The sequence below is a fragment of the Tannerella serpentiformis genome (assembly GCF_003033925.1).
In the GTDB taxonomy this organism is placed as follows: domain Bacteria; phylum Bacteroidota; class Bacteroidia; order Bacteroidales; family Tannerellaceae; genus Tannerella; species Tannerella serpentiformis.
Genome location: NZ_CP028365.1, coordinates 1,130,385 through 1,149,138 on the forward strand (window position 1 = coordinate 1,130,385; position 18,754 = coordinate 1,149,138).

The 18,754-nt window shown below is 59.8% G+C and carries 13 protein-coding genes; 6 read left to right on the forward strand and 7 right to left on the reverse strand.

Annotation, left to right across the window (positions count from 1 at the left end):
* Nucleotides 1-320 precede the first annotated feature (320 nt).
* From C7123_RS04585 to C7123_RS04600, 4 genes are all read right to left on the reverse strand, one after another.
* Nucleotides 321-2,534, reverse strand: a complete 2,214-nt coding sequence (locus C7123_RS04585; protein WP_037984614.1) for a RelA/SpoT family protein — start codon at nucleotides 2,532-2,534, stop codon at nucleotides 321-323.
* Nucleotides 2,531-3,196 (reverse strand): HAD family hydrolase, encoded by a 666-nt coding sequence (locus C7123_RS04590; protein WP_069175930.1) that lies wholly within the window; start codon nucleotides 3,194-3,196, stop codon nucleotides 2,531-2,533. Before C7123_RS04590 ends, C7123_RS04585 begins: the two co-directional genes overlap by 4 nt.
* Before the next feature lie 51 nt (nucleotides 3,197-3,247).
* Complete coding sequence (locus tag C7123_RS04595; protein ID WP_069175931.1) at nucleotides 3,248-4,003, reverse strand: DUF6261 family protein; 756 nt, start codon at nucleotides 4,001-4,003, stop codon at nucleotides 3,248-3,250.
* A 716-nt stretch (nucleotides 4,004-4,719) separates the two neighbouring features.
* Complete coding sequence (locus C7123_RS04600; protein ID WP_069175932.1) at nucleotides 4,720-6,636, reverse strand: NAD(+) synthase; 1,917 nt, start codon at nucleotides 6,634-6,636, stop codon at nucleotides 4,720-4,722.
* A gap of 154 nt (nucleotides 6,637-6,790) precedes the next feature.
* Here C7123_RS04600 and C7123_RS04605 point away from each other — a divergent pair, with 154 nt between their 5' ends.
* From C7123_RS04605 to C7123_RS04635, 6 genes are all read left to right on the forward strand, one after another.
* Nucleotides 6,791-8,272, forward strand: a complete 1,482-nt coding sequence (locus C7123_RS04605; protein WP_069175933.1) for an acetyl-CoA hydrolase/transferase family protein — start codon at nucleotides 6,791-6,793, stop codon at nucleotides 8,270-8,272.
* Nucleotides 8,273-8,712: 440 nt separating this feature from the next.
* The gene (gene ruvB, locus C7123_RS04610) at nucleotides 8,713-9,738 is read left to right on the forward strand and encodes a Holliday junction branch migration DNA helicase RuvB (protein WP_037984606.1); all 1,026 of its coding nucleotides are present in this window, start codon (nucleotides 8,713-8,715) and stop codon (nucleotides 9,736-9,738) included.
* A gap of 213 nt (nucleotides 9,739-9,951) precedes the next feature.
* Nucleotides 9,952-11,454: a lipopolysaccharide biosynthesis protein gene (locus C7123_RS04615; protein WP_069175934.1), complete on the forward strand. Its 1,503-nt coding sequence runs from the start codon at nucleotides 9,952-9,954 to the stop codon at nucleotides 11,452-11,454.
* Between the two features lie 285 nt (nucleotides 11,455-11,739).
* Nucleotides 11,740-13,098 (forward strand): TIGR00341 family protein, encoded by a 1,359-nt coding sequence (locus C7123_RS04625; protein ID WP_069175935.1) that lies wholly within the window; start codon nucleotides 11,740-11,742, stop codon nucleotides 13,096-13,098.
* A gap of 184 nt (nucleotides 13,099-13,282) precedes the next feature.
* Nucleotides 13,283-15,433: a S46 family peptidase gene (locus tag C7123_RS04630; protein ID WP_069175936.1), complete on the forward strand. Its 2,151-nt coding sequence runs from the start codon at nucleotides 13,283-13,285 to the stop codon at nucleotides 15,431-15,433.
* The gene (locus tag C7123_RS04635; protein ID WP_069175937.1) at nucleotides 15,430-16,434 is read left to right on the forward strand and encodes a glycosyltransferase; all 1,005 of its coding nucleotides are present in this window, start codon (nucleotides 15,430-15,432) and stop codon (nucleotides 16,432-16,434) included. Before C7123_RS04630 ends, C7123_RS04635 begins: the two co-directional genes overlap by 4 nt.
* 302 nt (nucleotides 16,435-16,736) lie before the next feature.
* On the opposite strand, the gene C7123_RS04640 is transcribed toward C7123_RS04635, so the two are convergent.
* From C7123_RS04640 to C7123_RS04650, 3 genes are all read right to left on the reverse strand, one after another.
* Nucleotides 16,737-17,732 (reverse strand): relaxase/mobilization nuclease domain-containing protein, encoded by a 996-nt coding sequence (locus C7123_RS04640; protein ID WP_069175938.1) that lies wholly within the window; start codon nucleotides 17,730-17,732, stop codon nucleotides 16,737-16,739.
* Nucleotides 17,716-18,120, reverse strand: coding sequence for a plasmid mobilization protein (locus C7123_RS04645; protein ID WP_069175939.1), 405 nt, complete (start codon nucleotides 18,118-18,120; stop codon nucleotides 17,716-17,718). Before C7123_RS04645 ends, C7123_RS04640 begins: the two co-directional genes overlap by 17 nt.
* Before the next feature lie 265 nt (nucleotides 18,121-18,385).
* Nucleotides 18,386-18,751 (reverse strand): DUF3408 domain-containing protein, encoded by a 366-nt coding sequence (locus C7123_RS04650; protein ID WP_069175940.1) that lies wholly within the window; start codon nucleotides 18,749-18,751, stop codon nucleotides 18,386-18,388.
* Between the last annotated feature and the right edge of the window lie 3 nt (nucleotides 18,752-18,754).

Consider the following 18,754-nt stretch of genomic DNA (forward strand, 5'->3'; position numbering starts at 1 on the left):
GCGCGAAGCTAAACAGGCGCCTGTTTGGGTTACTCCAGCCTGCGCGAAGCTAAACAGGCGCCTGTTTGGGGCTACGCAATCTGCGCGAGAGTAAACAGGCGCCTGTTTGGGGGCGGCTGCGGCCGCCAGCGAAGTTTGGCCGGGTACTGGATAAATCGCCGCCATTTCTTGTACCAGGCAAACTTCCCTGCCTCGGCAGAGGCCTGCGCGAAGACAAACGACTACTCAAGCTCTCAACAATCCAACATCTCAACGGATAAACGACCCAAACGACTCAACGACTCAACAGGCAAACGACTCAACAGGCAAGCGCAGCCGAATCATGTGTTTAGTCGCTCGATATTCTTCACGCCCCGGACGGCCTGGAGCTTCTTCGTCAGGACGCTGAGCGAGGCCGTGTCCTTGACCGTGACGGTGAAGTTGCCTTGGAAAAGCCCATCCACGGAATCGATATTGATGGAGCGGAGCATGACGCCCGACTCTTTGCTGATCACGGACGTGATGTTGGTGACGATGCCGAGATCATCGTTGCCGACGATGTGGAGCGTGACGGCGTAACCGTCCGTGCCCTTGCCGCTCCAGCGCGCCTGGATGGTGCGATAGCCGAAGCGGCTGAGCATGTCTTGCGCGTTGGGGCAGTTCGTGCGGTGGATCTTGATGCCGCGTGTGGAGACGAAGCCGAAGATGGGGTCGCCGAAGATGGGGTTGCAGCATTTGGCCAGGTGATACTCCACGCCCGTCAGGTTCTTGTCGATCACGAGCACATCGCTGCGCGACTCGACCGGTTCCGACGGCGCCACAAACTCCTCGGCGCTGCGGATCTCCGCGTGTTCCGACGTCTCGCCGTGCTCGCGGCGCTCCAGCTCGAGGTACTCCTCGATCACCGTGTTCGCGTCGCGACGGCCCTCGGCCATGTCGACATAGAAATCCGTCACCGTCTTGTAGCCACACTTTTTGATGTATCGCATCAGCAGCGCTTCCTCGACCTCGATCTTACGGTTCTTGAAGCGTCGTTGCAGCAGCTCCTTGGCGTACTCGGCCGCCTTGGCCGACTCCTCGCGCAGCGCTTGCTTGATCTTCGATCGCGCCTTGGAGGTCTTGACGAACGTCAGCCAGTCGCGCTTGGGCGATTGCGTGGGCGAGGTGACGACCTCCACCGAGTCGCCGTTTTGGAGCGTGTGTCGGATGGGCACATTCTTGCCGTTCACTTTACCCGAAATGCACCCACAGCCGATCTTGGAGTGGATGGCGAAGGCAAAGTCGAGCACGGTGGCGCCCTTGCCCAGCTTGATCACCTCGCCGGTGGGCGTGAAGACGTAGATCTCGTCCTGATAGAGGTCCGTGCGGAACTCCTTCATCAAGTCCATCGGGTCGGCCGACTGGGTCTCGAGCATAGCGCGGACGTCGCTCAGGAACTCGTCCAGCCCACGCTCCTCCTTCACCCCTTTATACTTCCAATGCGCAGCCAGACCGCGTTCGGCGATCTCGTCCATGCGCCGCGTGCGGATCTGCACCTCTACCCAACGTTTGTCCGGCCCCAGCACGGTGATGTGGAGGCTCTCGTAACCGTTACTCTTCGGCACCGAGAGCCAGTCGCGCATCCGCTTCGGGTTGGGCTGATACATGTCCGTAACGATCGAATACGCCCGCCAGCACTCCGAGCGCTCGGCCTCGGGCGGCGTATCGAGGATGATGCGGATGGCGAAGAGGTCGTAGATGCCCTCGAACTCCACGTGCTGCTTCTTGAGCTTATTGTTGATCGAATGGATCGACTTCGTGCGCCCCTTGATGTCGAAATGCAGGCCCGCTTGCTCGAGTTTTTCGCGCACGGGGCGGATGAACTCGGCGATGTAGCGGTCGCGCGAGCGCTTCGTCTCGTTGAGCTTCTGCTTGATGTACTGATAGCGGTCGGGGTCGATGTATTTCAGCGACAAATCTTCCAGCTCGCTCTTGATCGTGTAGAGGCCGAGGCGATGCGCCAGCGGGGCGTAGAGGTAGGAGACCTCGGTGGCCAGGCGAATGCGGTCGTTGTCGTCGCGGATCTGCTTGCCCATGCGCATCATGCAGAGGCGGTCGGCAATCATGACGAGGATCACGCGCACATCTTCGGCAAAAGAGAAGAGGAGGTGGTGGAAGTTCTCCGAGTTGACCGCCGTGTTGCGGGCGTAGAGGTCGGAGGTCTTCAGCAGGCGGCGGATCATGAGGGCCACGTCGGCATCGAACGTCTGCTCCACCTCGTCGAGCGTGATGGCCTCCTTCATCACCGGACGATAGAGCAAGAGGGCGATGACGGGGGTGCGTTTCAGGCCAATGTCGTGCGTAGCGATGACGGCCGTGTTGATGTTGCGCAGGAGGCCGTTGATGCCGTTGCGATCGCGGCCGTAACAATCGAGTGCGACCACGCGACGGATCAGCGCTTTCATCTTGGGCGCATCCTCCGGCTTGAGGCAGGACGAAAGGCCCGAGAGCAGTCGGCGGTAAGCGGAGAAGAACTCGCGTTTCTCCTCAGGTGTGAAGAAGGGGGATGTATTCATCGTCTGTTTATCATTTGAATCAGTGACACCATATCGCCGACGGTGAAGGTGCGGAAGTCGTCGATCACCCGATCGCAGCGATCGGCGATCGCCTCGGCCGGGTTCGTTGTTGCCAAACCCACCACGGCCCCTCCAGCCCGTCGGCCAGCCTCCAATCCGGTGAACGAATCCTCGAACACCACGCAACGCGTGGGCGCTACACCGAGACGCTCGGCCGCCCGCAGATAGCCGTCGGGATGGGGCTTAGACCGACCCAGATCTTCGGCCACGAGGATGGCATCGAAGTGCGTCGTCAGCTCCGGCCGTGCTCGGTAGACGCAGGCCATCTTGGCGCGGTTCGAGCTGGTGACGACGGCTCGCGGCACACCGTGCCGACGCAGCTCGTCGAGAAACGCTTCCACGCCGGGGAGGTAGTCGTAGTGCATACGGGATTCAAAATCGACGAGCCCACGGCTGATTTCGGCCTGCGCCTCCATCTGTCCGTCGAAATACGCCTGAAAGATCTCCACGAGCGTGCGCCCTTTGATGCGCTGCGCAAAGTCCGTGAGGGTGGGGTGATAGCGCAGCCCGACCTGCTGCCAGTAGACGGTGTATTGCCGCTCGGTGTCGAAGACCACGCCGTCCAAATCGAAGAGCGCGGCCATGGGTTGGTTCGTTGTCATAAGTCTAATGAGGGGTTTAGGTTGTGATTCTTTCTGCGCGCAAAAGTAGCGTCACGCCCCGCTATCGGCGGGGGCGGATATGGGATCGGCCTCGAGCGGGGCCTCCTTTTTCTTGCGCGGCGGGATCACCTCGCGGCGGTAATGGGCCACCTCGGTGTTGACGTAATCGATGAACGCGGCGTAATCCTCCGCACGGCCGACGACGGCCAGGGCGTTGACCTTACGGACGAGCGCGCTGTAAGCCCGATCGGCCTCCTTTCGCGCCTTTTTCAACCGACCCACCACGTAGGCCGACCGCTCGTCAGATCGTCTCTCGGTGGTGCTACGTAGCTGCTCGTTGACCTCCTTGAGGGCCTCGACGAGCGGCCCGAGGCGAAGAGTGGCCACATCGGCGGCACACCGTCCGGCCAGGTCGTCCAGGAGGTGCACCATGAGCCCCGTCTCTGCATCGCGCTGCATGCGGGGGTTGATGGCGTAATCCTTGAGCAGTTGCACGAGCCGCCGCGCCGCCGCAGCCTCGGACTCGACGGGGTAGTTGCGATAGGCTTTGGCAATGTTGCGGAGCGTGATGTAGAGCTGTTCCCGACGCTTGTCGGCCTCGCGGATCGTGTCCGAGAGGAGGCTTTTTCGCGACAGCGCCAGCGCGGCGTCCTCCTCATCGCGCGTCGCACGCAGCGTCTCGAGCTCCGTCTTAGCGCCGACCTTGACCTTGGCGTCGGCCTCGGCCCGTTCGCACACATTGTTGACGAACAGGAAGTGCGCCCCGCCCGGTATGCGGGCCATGTAGATGCTTTCGATCTGTTTCATTTTCTGTATCATAAGAATGGTTACACATAGCGGTATATCTCCGCTTTGTTTCCGGCAAATTTACATAGAATATGTATTGGCGCTTTTTTGTATCCTATCAAATGGCATGCAATCCAATCCGAAACAATTTTGTATCACACAAGATTGCACACGATCCGATCTGAAACAGTTTTGTATTGCATCAGATTGCATGCAATCCAATCTGAAACAATCTTGTATTACATCAGATTGCACACGATCCGATCCGAAACAGTTTTGTATTCTATCAGATTGTACGCTATTCAATCCGAAACAGCTCTGTATTGCATCAGATTTCACACCATCCAATCCAAAACAATTTTGACTCAAAAAAGAATCCCGAGACACTGGCCTGAAACCAAATGGTAACAAACCAGCATCTCGGGATTCCGCTCAAAAACCATTTTCGCCCTACCGAGATCGAGGGATCAGGGAACTGAAAACGGGCGGTATTCGGTGCATGATCGGAAACGAATGCGTGTAACGCGGTAGGGGCGTATCGCATACGCCCTCCAGACGGCCCTGCAAGGGACGTTTGATCAGAAGGCGGGTACACACAGGGGCAAATCCCCCTCGCTCCCAACCTCCTTTTCTTGTCTTGATGCGGGGAAAAGGAGGCAAAAGGAAATCAAGGCGTCGCCGGGGCGGAGAATTTGGGCCGATACATGGTATGGCGCCCATCATTCACCGCTCTCGCTTCATTTTTCACCCTCCTTTATCGCTTTCTCCATCTCCTCCACCGCGCGCAGCCAGAGGGCGGAGGAGGCATCGGAGGGCATCTGCCAGGCGCCGCGCGGAGAGAGGCTGATGGAGCCAATGGCGGGGCCGTCGGGCATGCAGTTGCGCTTGAATTGCTGGGCGAAGAAGCGGCGGAGGAAGGTGCGGAGCACACCGAGTAACTCCACGCGGGTGTAGCGACCGCCGAAGGCCTGTTCGGCCAGGAAGAGCATCCGCCGGGGGGCGTCGCCAAAGCGCATGAAGCGATAGAGGAAGAAGTCGTGCAACTCGTAAGGGCCCAGCGTGCGCTCCGTCTGCTGCGTGTGCGCGCCGTCGGGGGAGGGCGGGAGCAGCTCGGGGCTGATGGGCGTCTCGGCGATGTCCAGGAGGGCACGGCGCGTCTCGGGGCGCTTGGTGCGACGGGCCAGCCACTGCACGACGGCGCCGACGAGCGTCTTGGGCACGCCCGCGTTGACGCTGTACATCGACATGTGGTCGCCGTTGAAGGTGCACCAGCCGAGGGCCAGCTCCGAGAGGTCGCCCGTGCCGACCACCAAGGCGCCCTCCATGTTGGCCAGGTCCATGAGGATCTGCGTCCGTTCGCGCGCCTGAGCATTCTCGTAAGTCGTGTCGGGCGATCCGTCGTGGCCGATGTCGCGGAAGTGTTGCTCGCAGGCGGCACGGATGGAGATCTCGCGCAGGGTGATGCCCTCGGACGCCATCAGGGCCAGGGCGTTGTCGTGCGTGCGATCGGAGGTACCAAAGCCGGGCATGGTGACGCCGATGATGCCTTCGCGGGGCAGCTTCAAGAGGTCGAAGGCAGCGATGGCAACCATGAGCGCCAGCGTCGAATCGAGTCCGCCAGAGATGCCGATCACGGCGCGCCGCAGGCCGATGTGGCGGAGTCGCTCGGCCAGTGCGTGCGACTGGATGCGGAACGTTTCGCGGCAACGCCGATCGCGTGCGGTGGCATCTTCGGGCACGAAGGGATGCGGGGGAATGGTGCGCCTGAGCGGACTGTCGTCCGTGTGCACCTCGAAGGGGAGGGTGTCCTGCAAGCTGCGCTGGGCCTGCGGTGCGAAGGGGTTACGCCCCGTAAAGTAGGGGCTGCGGAAGCGGTCATGGCTCAAGGCGGCGAGATCCACCTCGCTGATGAGGAGTTGCTCGTCGGCGGAGAAAGGCACCGACTCGGCAACGATCTGTCCGCGGTCAGCGATGAAGGCCTCGCCGTCGAAGAAGTGATCCGTAGACGATTCGCCATGCCCGGCCGATACGTAGACAAGGCCGGCTATGCAGCGGCGGGCGTGCTCCCGTACGACGTCGCGCAACGCATCGTGTCGGCCGACCTGCGTAGGCATAGCGTCGAGGTGAAAGAGCACGCTGGCCCCCTCCGTAGCACACTGGGCACTGGTGGACACCGGACGGAAGAGGTCGTCGCCCAGCGTGACGGCAAACGTGAAGGTCTCGCAACGAAAACGCAGCTCGGAACCGACGTTGAAAGAGACGCCAGCGATCTGCACATTCGTGGTGGGGAAGCGCTCGCCCGGCCCACCGTTAACCACCGCACCGAGGATCCGCCCGGACTGGAAGACGACGGCCGCCTCACGGATGCAATCGCCGACGCGGAGCGGTGCGCCGACAATACCGACGATGGGGAGGGAGCCCGTGAGCCCTAAGACGCCGAGCAGTCCAAACGTCACTCCCTCGTTGTAGCGCTGATCAAAACGCAAATCGCCGCAGGTGCTACCCATGATGGCCATGTGGGGGAAGGCGATGATGTCGACGCCCCGTTTCGATGCTTTGCGCATCATCGTAATGATCTGGTCGGCGTTGTACGTGTCATCGGCCGGCTTCAGTCGCGGCACACCGGCCGCAACGCGTAGGAAATCATGTGTCATGTTTGTGTGGGGATTGAAAACGGGTGCAAGTGTAGGGCCATTCGCACGGAATAGCGCCCTCGGCGGTGCGCCCTGGGGCTCCATCCTTCCCTTATTACTCCCGATCCATATCTTTGCCCGCAAATACACATCTACTTAAATAAGAAACAGAATCATGTCACTGAAATTCATCACGGCGGAAGAAGCCGCCACTTATGTGAAACACGACGACAACGTCGGATTTAGCGGATTTACGCCTGCGGGCTGTCCGAAGGTCATCCCCGAAGCCATCGCGCGACGGGCGGAACAAGAACACAAGGAGGGACGGCCCTTCAAAATCGGAATGTTCACCGGCGCCTCTACTGGCGACCACCTGGACGGTGCATTGGCACGCGCCGAGGCTGTGAAATTTCGCACCCCCTACCAATCGAACAAGGACATGCGCACGCTGCTCAACGCTCACGGCGCAGAGTATTTCGACATGCACCTCTCGGAGCTGGCGCAGTCGCTGCGTTACGGATTCCTCGGCCGCGTGGACGTAGCCATCGTTGAGGCCGTCGACGTGACGGAAGACGGCGAGATCGTACCTGCCGAGGGCGTGGGCATCCTGCCGACCATCTGCCGTCTGGCGGACAAGATCCTCATCGAGCTGAACCGCTTCCACCCGAAGGAGCTGCGCGGCATCCACGACATCTACGAGCCCGAAGATCCGCCCATGCGCCGCGAGATCCCCGTCTACAAACCGTCAGACCGCATCGGCCAACCCTTCGTCAAGGTCGACCCGAAGAAGATCGTCGGCGTGGTGGAGACGAACCGCGAGCCGGACGGCAGCAAGTTCGCCCCGCTGGACGACGTCACGCTGGCCATTGGCCGCAACGTGTCGGACTTCCTCGTGGGCGAGATGAAGGCGGGCCGTCTGCCGAAGTCGTTCTTGCCACTCCAGAGCGGTGTGGGCAACGTAGCCAACGCCGTGCTCGGTTGCATGGGTGAAAACGAGGCTATCCCGCCCTTCACGGTCTACACCGAGGTGATTCAGGACGCCGTGATCAAGCTCATGGACCAAGGTCGCGTGACGTTCGCCAGCGGTTGCTCGCTGAGCGTAAGTCATGAGGCACTGCGCGAGATTTACTCCCGTCTGGACTTCTTCAAGGACAAGCTGCTTCTGCGTCCGCAGGAGATCTCGAACAACCCCGAGGTGGTGCGCCGACTCGGAGTGATCACGATCAACACCGCACTGGAAGCCGACATCTTCGGCAACGTCAACTCGACGCACGTGCTGGGCACGAAGATGATGAACGGCATCGGCGGATCGGGCGACTTTACGCGCTCGGGCTACGTCTCGATCTTCACCACGCCTTCGACGGCGAAGGATGGCAAGATCAGCTCGTTCGTACCGATGGTGTCGCACATGGATCACAGCGAGCACTCGGTGAAGGTGATCATCTCGGAATACGGTGTGGCCGACCTGCGCGGCAAGTCGCCTGTGCAGCGTGCCCGCGAGATCATCGAGCGTTGCGCACATCCCGAATATCGTCCGCTGCTGCACGCCTACCTCGACCGCGGCGTCAAGGGTCACACACCGCAGAGCCTCGACGCGTGCTTCGCCTTCCATCGGGCGTTCATCGAAACGGGTGACATGCGGAACGTGAAGTTCTAATAGAGGGTAGAGGATGGAGGGTAGAGGGTAGACATCCGACGATTTGGGAGAAGAGAGAGGGAGCAGCTCTTTGCGGGCTTGTTCCCCCTCTTTTTTCTGTTAATGCCGCGAGACCCGGCGCAGGCTGCGCAAACGTCCCGGCAAACACCGCAAGACTTGCGCAAGCTGCGCAAACGTCCCGGAAAACGCCGCAAGACTTGCGCGGGCTGCGCAAACGTCCCGGCAAACGCCGCAAGACTTGCGCAGGCTGCGCAAACGCCCCGGCAAACGCCACGAAACTTGCGCAAGCTGCGCAAACGCCTCGGCAAACGCTGCAAGACTTGCGCGGACTGCGCAAACGTCTCGGCAAACGCCGCGAGACTCGCAGGTACGCTCGCGGCTCTTACGGGAACCCCGCCCCACTCGTAACTTGTAACTCATCACTCGTAACTCACACACCTATGGCTGAATTCGACATACGCAAGGCTGCCGGCACAACGCCGGAGACGGAGCGCGACTATGAGAACGCCCTGCGCCCCCTCTCGTTCGACAGCTTCAGCGGCCAACGCGAGGTGGTGGAGAACCTGAAGGTGTTCGTCATGGCCGCTCGCATGCGTCAGGAGGCGCTCGACCATGTGCTGCTGCACGGCCCACCGGGCTTAGGCAAGACGACGCTCTCGAACATCATCGCCAACGAGCTGAGCGTGGGCTTCAAGGTGACGTCTGGGCCGGTGCTCGACAAGCCGGGCGACCTGGCCGGACTGCTGACGTCGCTGGAGAAAAACGACGTGCTCTTCATCGACGAGATCCACCGCCTCAGCCCCATCGTGGAGGAGTACCTCTACTCGGCGATGGAGGATTACCGCATCGACATCTTGATCGACAAGGGGCCCAGCGCACGCTCGATACAGATCGACCTCGCACCCTTCACGCTCGTTGGCGCCACGACGCGCAGCGGATTGCTGACAGGGCCGCTCCGGGCACGCTTCGGCATCAACATGCACTTGGAGTATTACGACACGGCGACGCTCACGCGCATCATCCATCGCAGTGCGGACATCCTCGGCGTGGGCTGCGATACGGATGCGGCGAAGGAGATAGCCGGACGCAGTCGGGGCACGCCCCGCATCGCCAACGCGCTACTGCGCCGGGTGCGCGACTTTGCGCAGGTGAAGGGATCGGGCCGCGTAGATCGCGAGATCGCCTGCTATGCACTCGAAGCGCTCCACATCGACCGCTATGGCCTCGACTTGATCGATAACAAGATCCTGAATCTGCTCATTGACAAGTTTAACGGCGGACCGGTGGGGTTGACAACGATCGCCACGGCGCTCGGCGAGGATCCGGGCACACTGGAGGAGGTCTATGAGCCGTTCCTGATTCAAGAGGGTTTCCTGAAGCGTACGCCGCGCGGACGGGAGGTGACGCAACTGGCGTATGAGCATCTGGGTAAGGTGCCGACGCCGTCGCAAGGCTCGCTGTTTTGATCAGGTGCGTTGCTCCTGAACCCCTATCTCCTTTTCTTGTCTTGACACAAGAAAAGGAGCAAAAGAAAGTCAAGGCGTCAGGGACGCCAGCCAAGTTGGCTTGGTACACGATCATCTCTATCACGTACCCGGCAAACTTCCCTGCCTCGGTAGAGGCTGCCGGCCAAGTTGGCCTGGCACTTGATTGATTTTAGTTGTTAGTTGAATGAGATTATGGCCGGAGGAATGAAACGGTTAGCGAAGGAGACGGCGATCTACGGGCTGAGCAGCATCGTGGGGCGTTTCCTGAATTGGATGCTGGTGCCGATGTACACGCGGGTGCTGGCGAACACGAATGAGTTTGGCGTGGTGACGAACCTCTACGGATGGACGGCACTGCTGCTCGTCATCCTGACGTATGGCATGGAGACGGGCTTCTTCCGCTTCGTCAATAAGCAGGAGGAGCGCGAACCGATGCGCGTCTATGCCACGGCGCTTTACAGCGTGGGCTTCACGTCGGCCCTCTTCATGGTGGCGGCGTGGCTGTTGCTCGGGCCGATCAGTGGAGCGTTGGGCTACGCAGCGCACCCGGAATACGTGGGCATGATGGCCGGCATTGTGGCCGTCGACGCCTTCTGCTGCCTGCCCTTCGCCTACCTCAGATACCGCAACAAAGCCGTACGATTTGCCGCCATCAAACTGGCCAACATCTTCCTCAACATTGTGCTGAACATCTTCTTCCTTGTCGTCTGTCCGCAGCTGAACGAGTCGCACCCCGAGTGGATCGCGTGGTTCTACCGCCCGGGCTACGGCATCGGATACATCTTCCTGACCAACGTCTTTACCACCGCCACCACGCTGCTCATGCTGCTGCCCGACATGATGCCCGGCCTCCGCGCCCGACCCGACGCGGCGCGCCTCCGACAGATGCTGGCCTACTCCTTCCCGATCCTGATCCTGAGCATCGCCGGCATCTTCAACCAGACGGCCGACAAGATCCTCTTCCCCTTCCTCTTTGCCGACAAGGCCGAGGCCGACGCGCAACTGGGCATCTACGGCGCCTGCTTCAAGATCGCCGTCGTGATGGTCATGTTCATCCAAGCCTTCCGCTACGCTTACGAGCCCTTCGTCTTCGCCAAGACCCGCGACGCCGACAACCGCCGCTCGTACGTCGAGGCGATGCGTTACTTCATCATCTTTTCGTGGGTCATCTTCCTCGGCGTCACCTTCTACCTCGACCTGCTCAAGCACTACGTCGACGCCCGCTACTACGCCGGCCTCAGCGTCGTGCCTATCGTCATGCTCGGGGAACTGTTTTTCGGCATCTACTTCAACCTCTCGGTGTGGTACAAGCTGACCGACCGCACCCAGTGGGGCGCCTACTTCTCCACCGCCGGATGCGTAATGACCGTAGCCGTCATCGTGCTCTTTGTGCCTCACTACGGCTTCATGGCCTGCGCCTGGGCCTCGTTTGCCAGCAATCTGCTGATGATGGTGCTCTCTTACCTCGTCGGGCGGCGCTATTACCCCGTGCCTTACGACCTCCGTTCGGCTGCCTTCTACACCCTACTCGCCGCGGCCTTCTTCGCCGCAGGCATGTGGCCAGAGATCGACAACACGGTCTGGCGCATGGCCTACCGCACCGCGCTCCTGCTTGTTTTCGTCGGCATTATCATCAAACGCGACCTGCCGCTCTCCGAGCTGCCGTTGATTCATGGAAGGAGGAAGGCGGCATGAAGCCCCATCACGGCGACCCCGATCAAGCGCTCGATTGCTTCGCGCAGTGTGCGCAGGGCGTCAGGGACGCCAGCCAAGTATGCCGGGTACCAGGCAGACTTCCCCGGCCTCGGCAGAGGCCTGCGCGGGGCGTCAGGGACGCCAGCCAAGTATGCCGAGTACCAGGCAGACTTCCTCGGCCTCGGCAGAGGCCTGCGCAGCCTCAAACAAGTACTCGATTGGCCATCATTCACAGAGATAGAATTCATCACTACATAGTATTATCACACGTAATTAAGTTCAACAATGGAAACTCCCTTATTGCAACAAATCAAATTCTTCCTGAGCCGCCACTTTGATCTGCGACAAGAGAAAGAAGACGAAGAAGAGACGATCGAATCACTGAAGAAAGGCGTCGAGTTTCGCGGAACCAACCTCTGGGTGCTCATCTTCGCCATCTTCCTGGCTTCACTCGGGCTGAACACCAACTCCACGGCCGTCATCATCGGCGCCATGCTTATCTCCCCGCTCATGGGCCCCATCATGGGCTTCGGGCTGGGCCTCGGCATCACGGACTTCGACCTGGTTAAGCGCTCCCTGCGCAGCTACCTTACGGCAACGCTCTTCAGCGTCGTCACGGCCACCATTTACTTCCTCATCTCGCCCATCAGCGAGGCGCAGAGCGAGCTGCTGGCACGCACCTCTCCGACCATCTACGACGTGCTCATCGCCTTCTTCGGCGGCTTGGCCGGCATCGTGGCCGGCTCCACCAAGTCGAAGGGTAACGTCATCCCCGGCGTGGCCATCGCCACCGCCCTCATGCCGCCCCTCTGCACGGCCGGCTTCGGCTTGGCGACGGGCAACCTGAGCTACTTCCTCGGCGCCTTCTACCTCTATTTCATCAATACGGTCTTCATCAGCCTCTCCACCTACATCGTGGTGCGGGTGCTGAAGTATCCGAACAAGGAGTTCCTCGACAAGAAGCGCGCCCTGGTCGTTCGGCGCTACATGATGATCATCGTCACCTGCACCATCATCCCCAGCCTTTACCTCACCTATCGCGTCCTCCGCAACACCGTCTTTGACGAGCAGGTAAGGTCGTTCGTCAACAAAGAGCTGGATTTCCCCAACACGCAAGTCCTCAGCCGAACCGTCGCTGTCGACACCGCAGGACGCAAAGCGCTCAACGTCGTCTTGCTCGGTGACGAAGTGCCCGACATGATGATCGAAACCGCCCGCGCCCGCATGAGGGACTATGGCCTCGGTGGCATCGGCCTGAACATACAGCAAGGCTTTGGCAGCGACGTAGACATCAACGAGCTAAAGAGCGTGCTGATGAAGGATCTCTACAAGAACAACGAGGAGCTCATCCAAGCACAAGCTGCACAGATCGATTCGCTCAAGCACACCGTGGATCGCTATCGTCGAGCCTCTCACCTGGCCCTCTCGCTGACGCCCGAGCTGCGTGTGCTCTATCCGCAAGTGGAGCGCTTAGCCTGCACGCCGACCATCATCGCCAACACCGTCCAAGACAAGCCGGACACCGTGCTTTTGGTTTACGTCAAAGTCAAAAACGCACTCACCCCCGACGAGCAGCGCAAGCTCTCGCAATGGATGGGCGCGCGCACCGAAGAGAAGAACATCAAACTGATTATCGACCGGTAGGGGCGCACTGCGGTGCGCTCAGTAGTCAGAAGTAGTCAATGGAAGACCTTCTAACTACCTCAACTACCCGGCCGCAGGCCGATAACTACTTCGAACTACCGGGGCGAAGCCCCTAACTACCGCGCCGAAGGCGCATAACTACTTGGTCGCAGACCGATAACTACTTATAATAACTCATATAAACATGAACAGAACAAACAAGATCATGGCTGCAGTAGCCGCGTGCATGCTGCTCGCCACGGGCGCCCGGGCCGACGAAGGCATGTGGGTGCTGAAAGAACTGAACAAACAAAACATCGCACGCATGCAGGAACTGGGCCTTAACGTGCCCTTCGAAACCCTCTACAGCGAGACGAACCCTTGCGTAGCCAACGCCGTCGTCATCTTCGGCGGCGGATGCTCCGGCATCACCGTCTCCGACGAGGGGCTCATCTTCACCAACCACCATTGCGGCTACGGCTCCATCCAGAAGCTCAGCAGCGTGAAGCACGACTATCTGAAGAACGGCTTCGTGTCGCAGAGCTTCAAGGACGAGTTGCCCGTCGAAGGTCTCAAAGTGCAGTACCTGCGCGAGACGGTCGACCTCACCGACCGCATCATGCCGCAGCTCGAAGGCATCACCGACGAGTATGAGCGCATCAGCACAGCCGACTCCATCGCCCGCGCCATCGCCGACTCTGTATCCAAGGGCGACAAGTTCACCAACGCCGAGGTGCTGCCCTTCTATAACAACAACAAGTACTTCCTCGTCGTCTACGACGTCTTCCGCGACGTCCGACTCGTCTTCGCTCCGCCCACGTCGCTCGGCAAGTTCGGCGGCGATACGGACAACTGGATGTGGACACGCCACACGTGCGACTTCTCCGTCTTCCGCGTCTACGCCGGTGCCGACAATAAGCCGGCCGACTACAGCGCCGACAACAAACCCTATCGCCCGCGCTACGTGGCCGAAGTCTCCCTCCAGGGTTACGGCGAGAAGGATTACGCGATGACCATCGGCTTCCCCGGTAGCACTGACCGCTACCTCTCCTCCTGGGGCGTCAACCAACGCATCGAGAACTCCAACAAGCCGCGCATCGAAGTACGAGGCCTCAAGCAGGACATCTGGCGCAAAGCCATGCAAGCCAGCGACGCCGTACGCATCAAGTACGCCTCGAAGTATGCCGGCAGCTCCAACTATTGGAAGAACTCCATCGGTATGAACCGCGGCCTAGCCAACCTCGACGTCATTGCCCGCAAACGGGCCGAAGAGGCTGCCTTTGCGGCATGGGTGGCCCAGTCGCCCGAACGTCAGGCGCGCTACGGCGACGTGCTGAAGCTGCTCGAGAAGGGCTACACGCAGTCGGATAAGTACACCAACATGGCGACCTACCTCTTGGAGGCCTTCATGAGCGGCACGGAGATCGTCCGCCTGGCACGCATGATCAACAGCGTCGACGTGGAGAAGAGCACGCCCGAGGAGATCGACGACTGGATCAATGGCAGCCTGCACGACTTCTACAAGGACTATGAGCCGGAGCTCGACCGTCAGGTGTTGCCCGTCATGCTGCGCGTAGTCAAGGAGCGTGTGCCCGCCGAATTCCTGCCGGACATCTACAAGACGATCGACAAGAAGTACAAGGGCGACTATGAGCGCTACGCCAACGACCTCTTCAAGCGCACCCTCTTCACCTCGCCCGAGAAAGTGGCCGCCCTGCTCAAGGACAAGAAGCACTACAAGACGGTGATGAAGAAGGATCCCGCCGCCGAGCTCTCCCATTCCACCATCCTGTCGCTGATGAGCGTGCGGCAGCTCCTCTCCACCTCTCTGGAGGATGTTGAGCGCGGCGAACGCCTCTACTTCGAAGGCCTACAGAAGATGCACCCGGAGCGCACCTTCTACTCCGACGCCAACTTCACCATGCGTGCCAGCTACGGCTCCATCGGCGGCTATCAGCCCCGCGACGCCGTGTGGTATAACTACTTCACCACCCAACGCGGCATCTTAGAGAAGCAAGACCCGACGAGCTCGGAGTTCTACGTGCAACCCGAGATTCTCTCCCTCGTTCGCAACCGCGACTTCGGCTCGTACGCTAACCCGCAGGGCGATCTGCAACTCTGCTTCCTCTCGAACAACGACATCACGGGCGGCAACTCCGGCAGCCCCGTCTTCGACCGTAACGCACGCGTCATCGGGCTCGCCTTCGACGGCAACTGGGAGGCCATGAGCGGCGACATCGCTTTCGAACCCGACCTGCAACGCACCATCAGCGTCGACATCCGCTACGTCCTTTGGGTGATCGACCGCTGGGGGAAATGCCCGCGCCTGATCCAAGAACTCAAGCTGGTAAAATGAACCCGACGCCCTTCTTCTCCATCATCGTCCCCATCTACAACCGCCCGGACGAAGCCCGCGAGTTGCTCGAAAGCCTCGCCGCGCAGACCGACGGGGACTTTGAGCTGGTGCTCGTCGAGGATGGCTCCACCCGACCCTGTACGGCCGAGGTGGAAGCCTTCCGCTCTCGCCTCACGATCCACTACATCGTCAAGCCCAACACCGGCCGCAGCGACTCGCGCAACGTCGGGATGCGTGCCTCTCACGGTGCCTATCTCATCTTCTTCGACTCCGACTGCATCATCCCGCCGGACTACTTCGCCACCGTCCGCCGCTACCTCGCCACCGAGCCGGCCGACTGCTTCGGCGGCCCCGACCGCGAGCACCCCAGCTTCACCCCCACGCAAAAGGCCATCAGCTACGCCATGACCTCCTTCTGGACCACGGGCGGCATACGCGGCGGCCGCACCAACCTGGAGAAGTTCAAGCCCCGCACCTTCAACATGGGTTTTTCGCGTGAGGTGTACGAGCGCGTGGGCGGTTTCAAAGACATGTATGGCGAGGACATCGACCTCAGCATCCGCATCCATCAAGCCGGCTTCACCACCCGCCTCTACCGCGACGCCTACGTCTACCACAAGCGCCGCGGCAACCTCCGCAAGTTCTATCGTCAGGTGCACATCTTCGGTCAAGCCCGCATCAACCTCTTCAAGCTCTACCCCGACTCGCTGAAGGCCGTCCACACGCTCCCCGCCGTGTTTGTCCTCGGCAGCGTCGGCGTCCTCGTGTGCGCCGTCGTGCTGTCGCCGTGGTGGTTGCTCCTGCCCGCCTTTTACTTAGTGCTGCTCCTCGTCGACGCCCTCGTCAAGACCCGCAGCCTCAGCATCGCCCTTCGCGCCGTCGCCGCCTCGCTGATCCAGATCTACGGCTACGGGCTCGGCTTCCTCCGCTCGTTTGTCGACAAGATCATCCTCCGCCACGGCCTCGAAGACCTCGAGACGCTCAAACGGGTGTACAAGTAAGGGTTGGCGCATGCATGCTTAATACGTCCCGAGGGGGTATTTAATACCGTCCTGAGAAAATCATTTGGAAATATCATCCTGAAAAAGAAGAAGTTGCTCGACCGTAGGCGTTGGATAGGTAACGAGGTGGAAACGAGCGAAGCGCTTGAGGTTGCTGGAATCTGCACAAACAAAGGGCACTTGTCATTTGAGGGTGCAATGTTACTATGACCATTTGGATTGCAGGTGCTTTGGATGCGATTCTCTCGATTCTGCTTTTCGACTTGGGAGTGTGTGAACGTAGAGCGGATGGGGGCTAAGGCTCATATTCCCCGACCCCGCTTCTTCTTTTTCATGCCTTGGTTCCTTAATCGACGTTGCCATGAGATCTCGGCGTAGTCGACTCCATGTGTCTGTAGGAGTGTGCCCTCTCCGGTCTTTGAAAGAAAGCTTCCCGCAGCGTCTAAAGCGGTGTCCACAGCGGAGCCTGTGACTTGCGCGATAGGAGGACCGTCTTTCGTATGGATCATGAAGGAATGGCCGGAGGGGGTGATGGGCTTCTGCGCATTGCCGGTCTCGAACTGTTTCGGCAGGGTGCGAAAACCGAACTCACGACTGATCTCGGAGGCCTTGAAACTGTGGCCGCCGTAGGTGAACTTCAGCCCGTAGACTTTCCCCTGCTTGTTCTTCATGCGCTCGATCGTGACGCCACTTCGGTGGAGTTCGTAGAGAAACATGGAGTGACCCGACAGGCCTTTTCCTTTGTGCTTCTCGAGCAGGGCATAGCAGATGTTCCGAACCTGCTGCTTCGTTTGTTCCCTTGCGGGATCGGCTTGGGCTTTCCGATGTAGTCGCGCGGATCGGACTTCGTTGGCGATGGTCAGCCCGTACTTGCGACTGAGTTTTTCGGCTACTCTGGCGGCTCGGTTACTGACGAAGGTGGTATCGTAGACCTGTCCACCGAGGCTGATTCGATTGGCAATGATGTGGATGTGAAGATTGTCGGTGTCTTTATGCGTGACAGCCACCCACTGGTGATCGTCTAACCCCATCTGTTTGGCAAAGAGGAGGACGAGGCGGTTCAGGGTCTTGAACGTCATCTGCGGCTCGTCCTGCGGGGCGATGCCGATCTCGATGCGCAGGAACTTGTTTTTGCAGCGACTGTTGTAGTCGCCGACGAGCTTCATCTCCTCGTGGATCTCCTTTGGCGTTTCGCCACAGAGGTTGTGGAGGGCGAGGACGCGGCCGAGCTTTCCCTCTCGAAAAACGTACTCCAGCGCGTTGCCTCCGTGCGCGATGGCCTTACACTTTGCGATCATGGTCTTCAATATTTAAGCGCTTAAACACCTCATCGGGGACCCGATAGCGAGGGCTGAAGAACCGCTTAAAAGCGATCTTGGCGTAGGTGGCGAGGGCCTTCGTCGCGTCTACCCAGGAGACGTCTTTGACCTTAATCAGGTTAGAAATGTGCGCGTAGAATAGTGCCGTCTGACGGAGGATGGCAAGCGCCTCCTTCTCGTTGTCGCCTATCGGAGGGACGGCGGTGACGGATCCTCCCAGCAACATTTCGCGACAGTAGTCGGAGTACTTCCGCCCTGCGTTCGTGGCTCTCGAGCGGATCCGTTCCTTCTCTTCGGCCGTACATCTGACCTTGATAAAGGCGGTCTTGTTCGGTTTCTTGTCTTCCTTCTTGTTGTACTTTTTCATGTGGATAGGTCTTTTCTGTGGTGCTTATACTATGGTTGGGGCCGATGAGAACGGATGTGATTACGGCCCTCTCACACGTCCGGACAGGGCGAGGGAGCAAGCGCAGTTTGTGGGAACAAACTGACGTCTTGCATTACCGTCGTCACGCTCCGTTACATACCCTATAATGTTTCTTACAATCACAGCTTGCTGTGCATTCAAAAGCTTGCTGCATGCTTAGCACGTAATTCGATCGTGGACTCTTCGATGGATCTGTGTACTTGGATTACAGCTTCCGCCATTCCTCGATCTCCCCGGCGTAGTCCTCCAAATGGGCGCGCACGATGTGCTCCACGAAGCTCGAGAGGTTGGCGCCCCTGTCTCCCAATCGACGGACAACGAAGTCGGCGCGCTCCTGTGTCGCCCGACTCAAATAGACAGCCCGGCGATCTGTCAGCTTGGCAGGGACAAGGAAGGCTTGCTTGTAAGCCTCCAGCGTCCCTCGCCTCATTTTCGTGCTGATGCGTTTCGGTGTGAGTGCACTCTCGGCATGCACGGCCTGCTCGGATGGCTCTGCTTCCTGTGGATGCGTTTCTCCCAAATAGACGTCGAGAAACTCCCGGTCAGTTTTGTTGGTGTTTTTCTCTTTCATGGT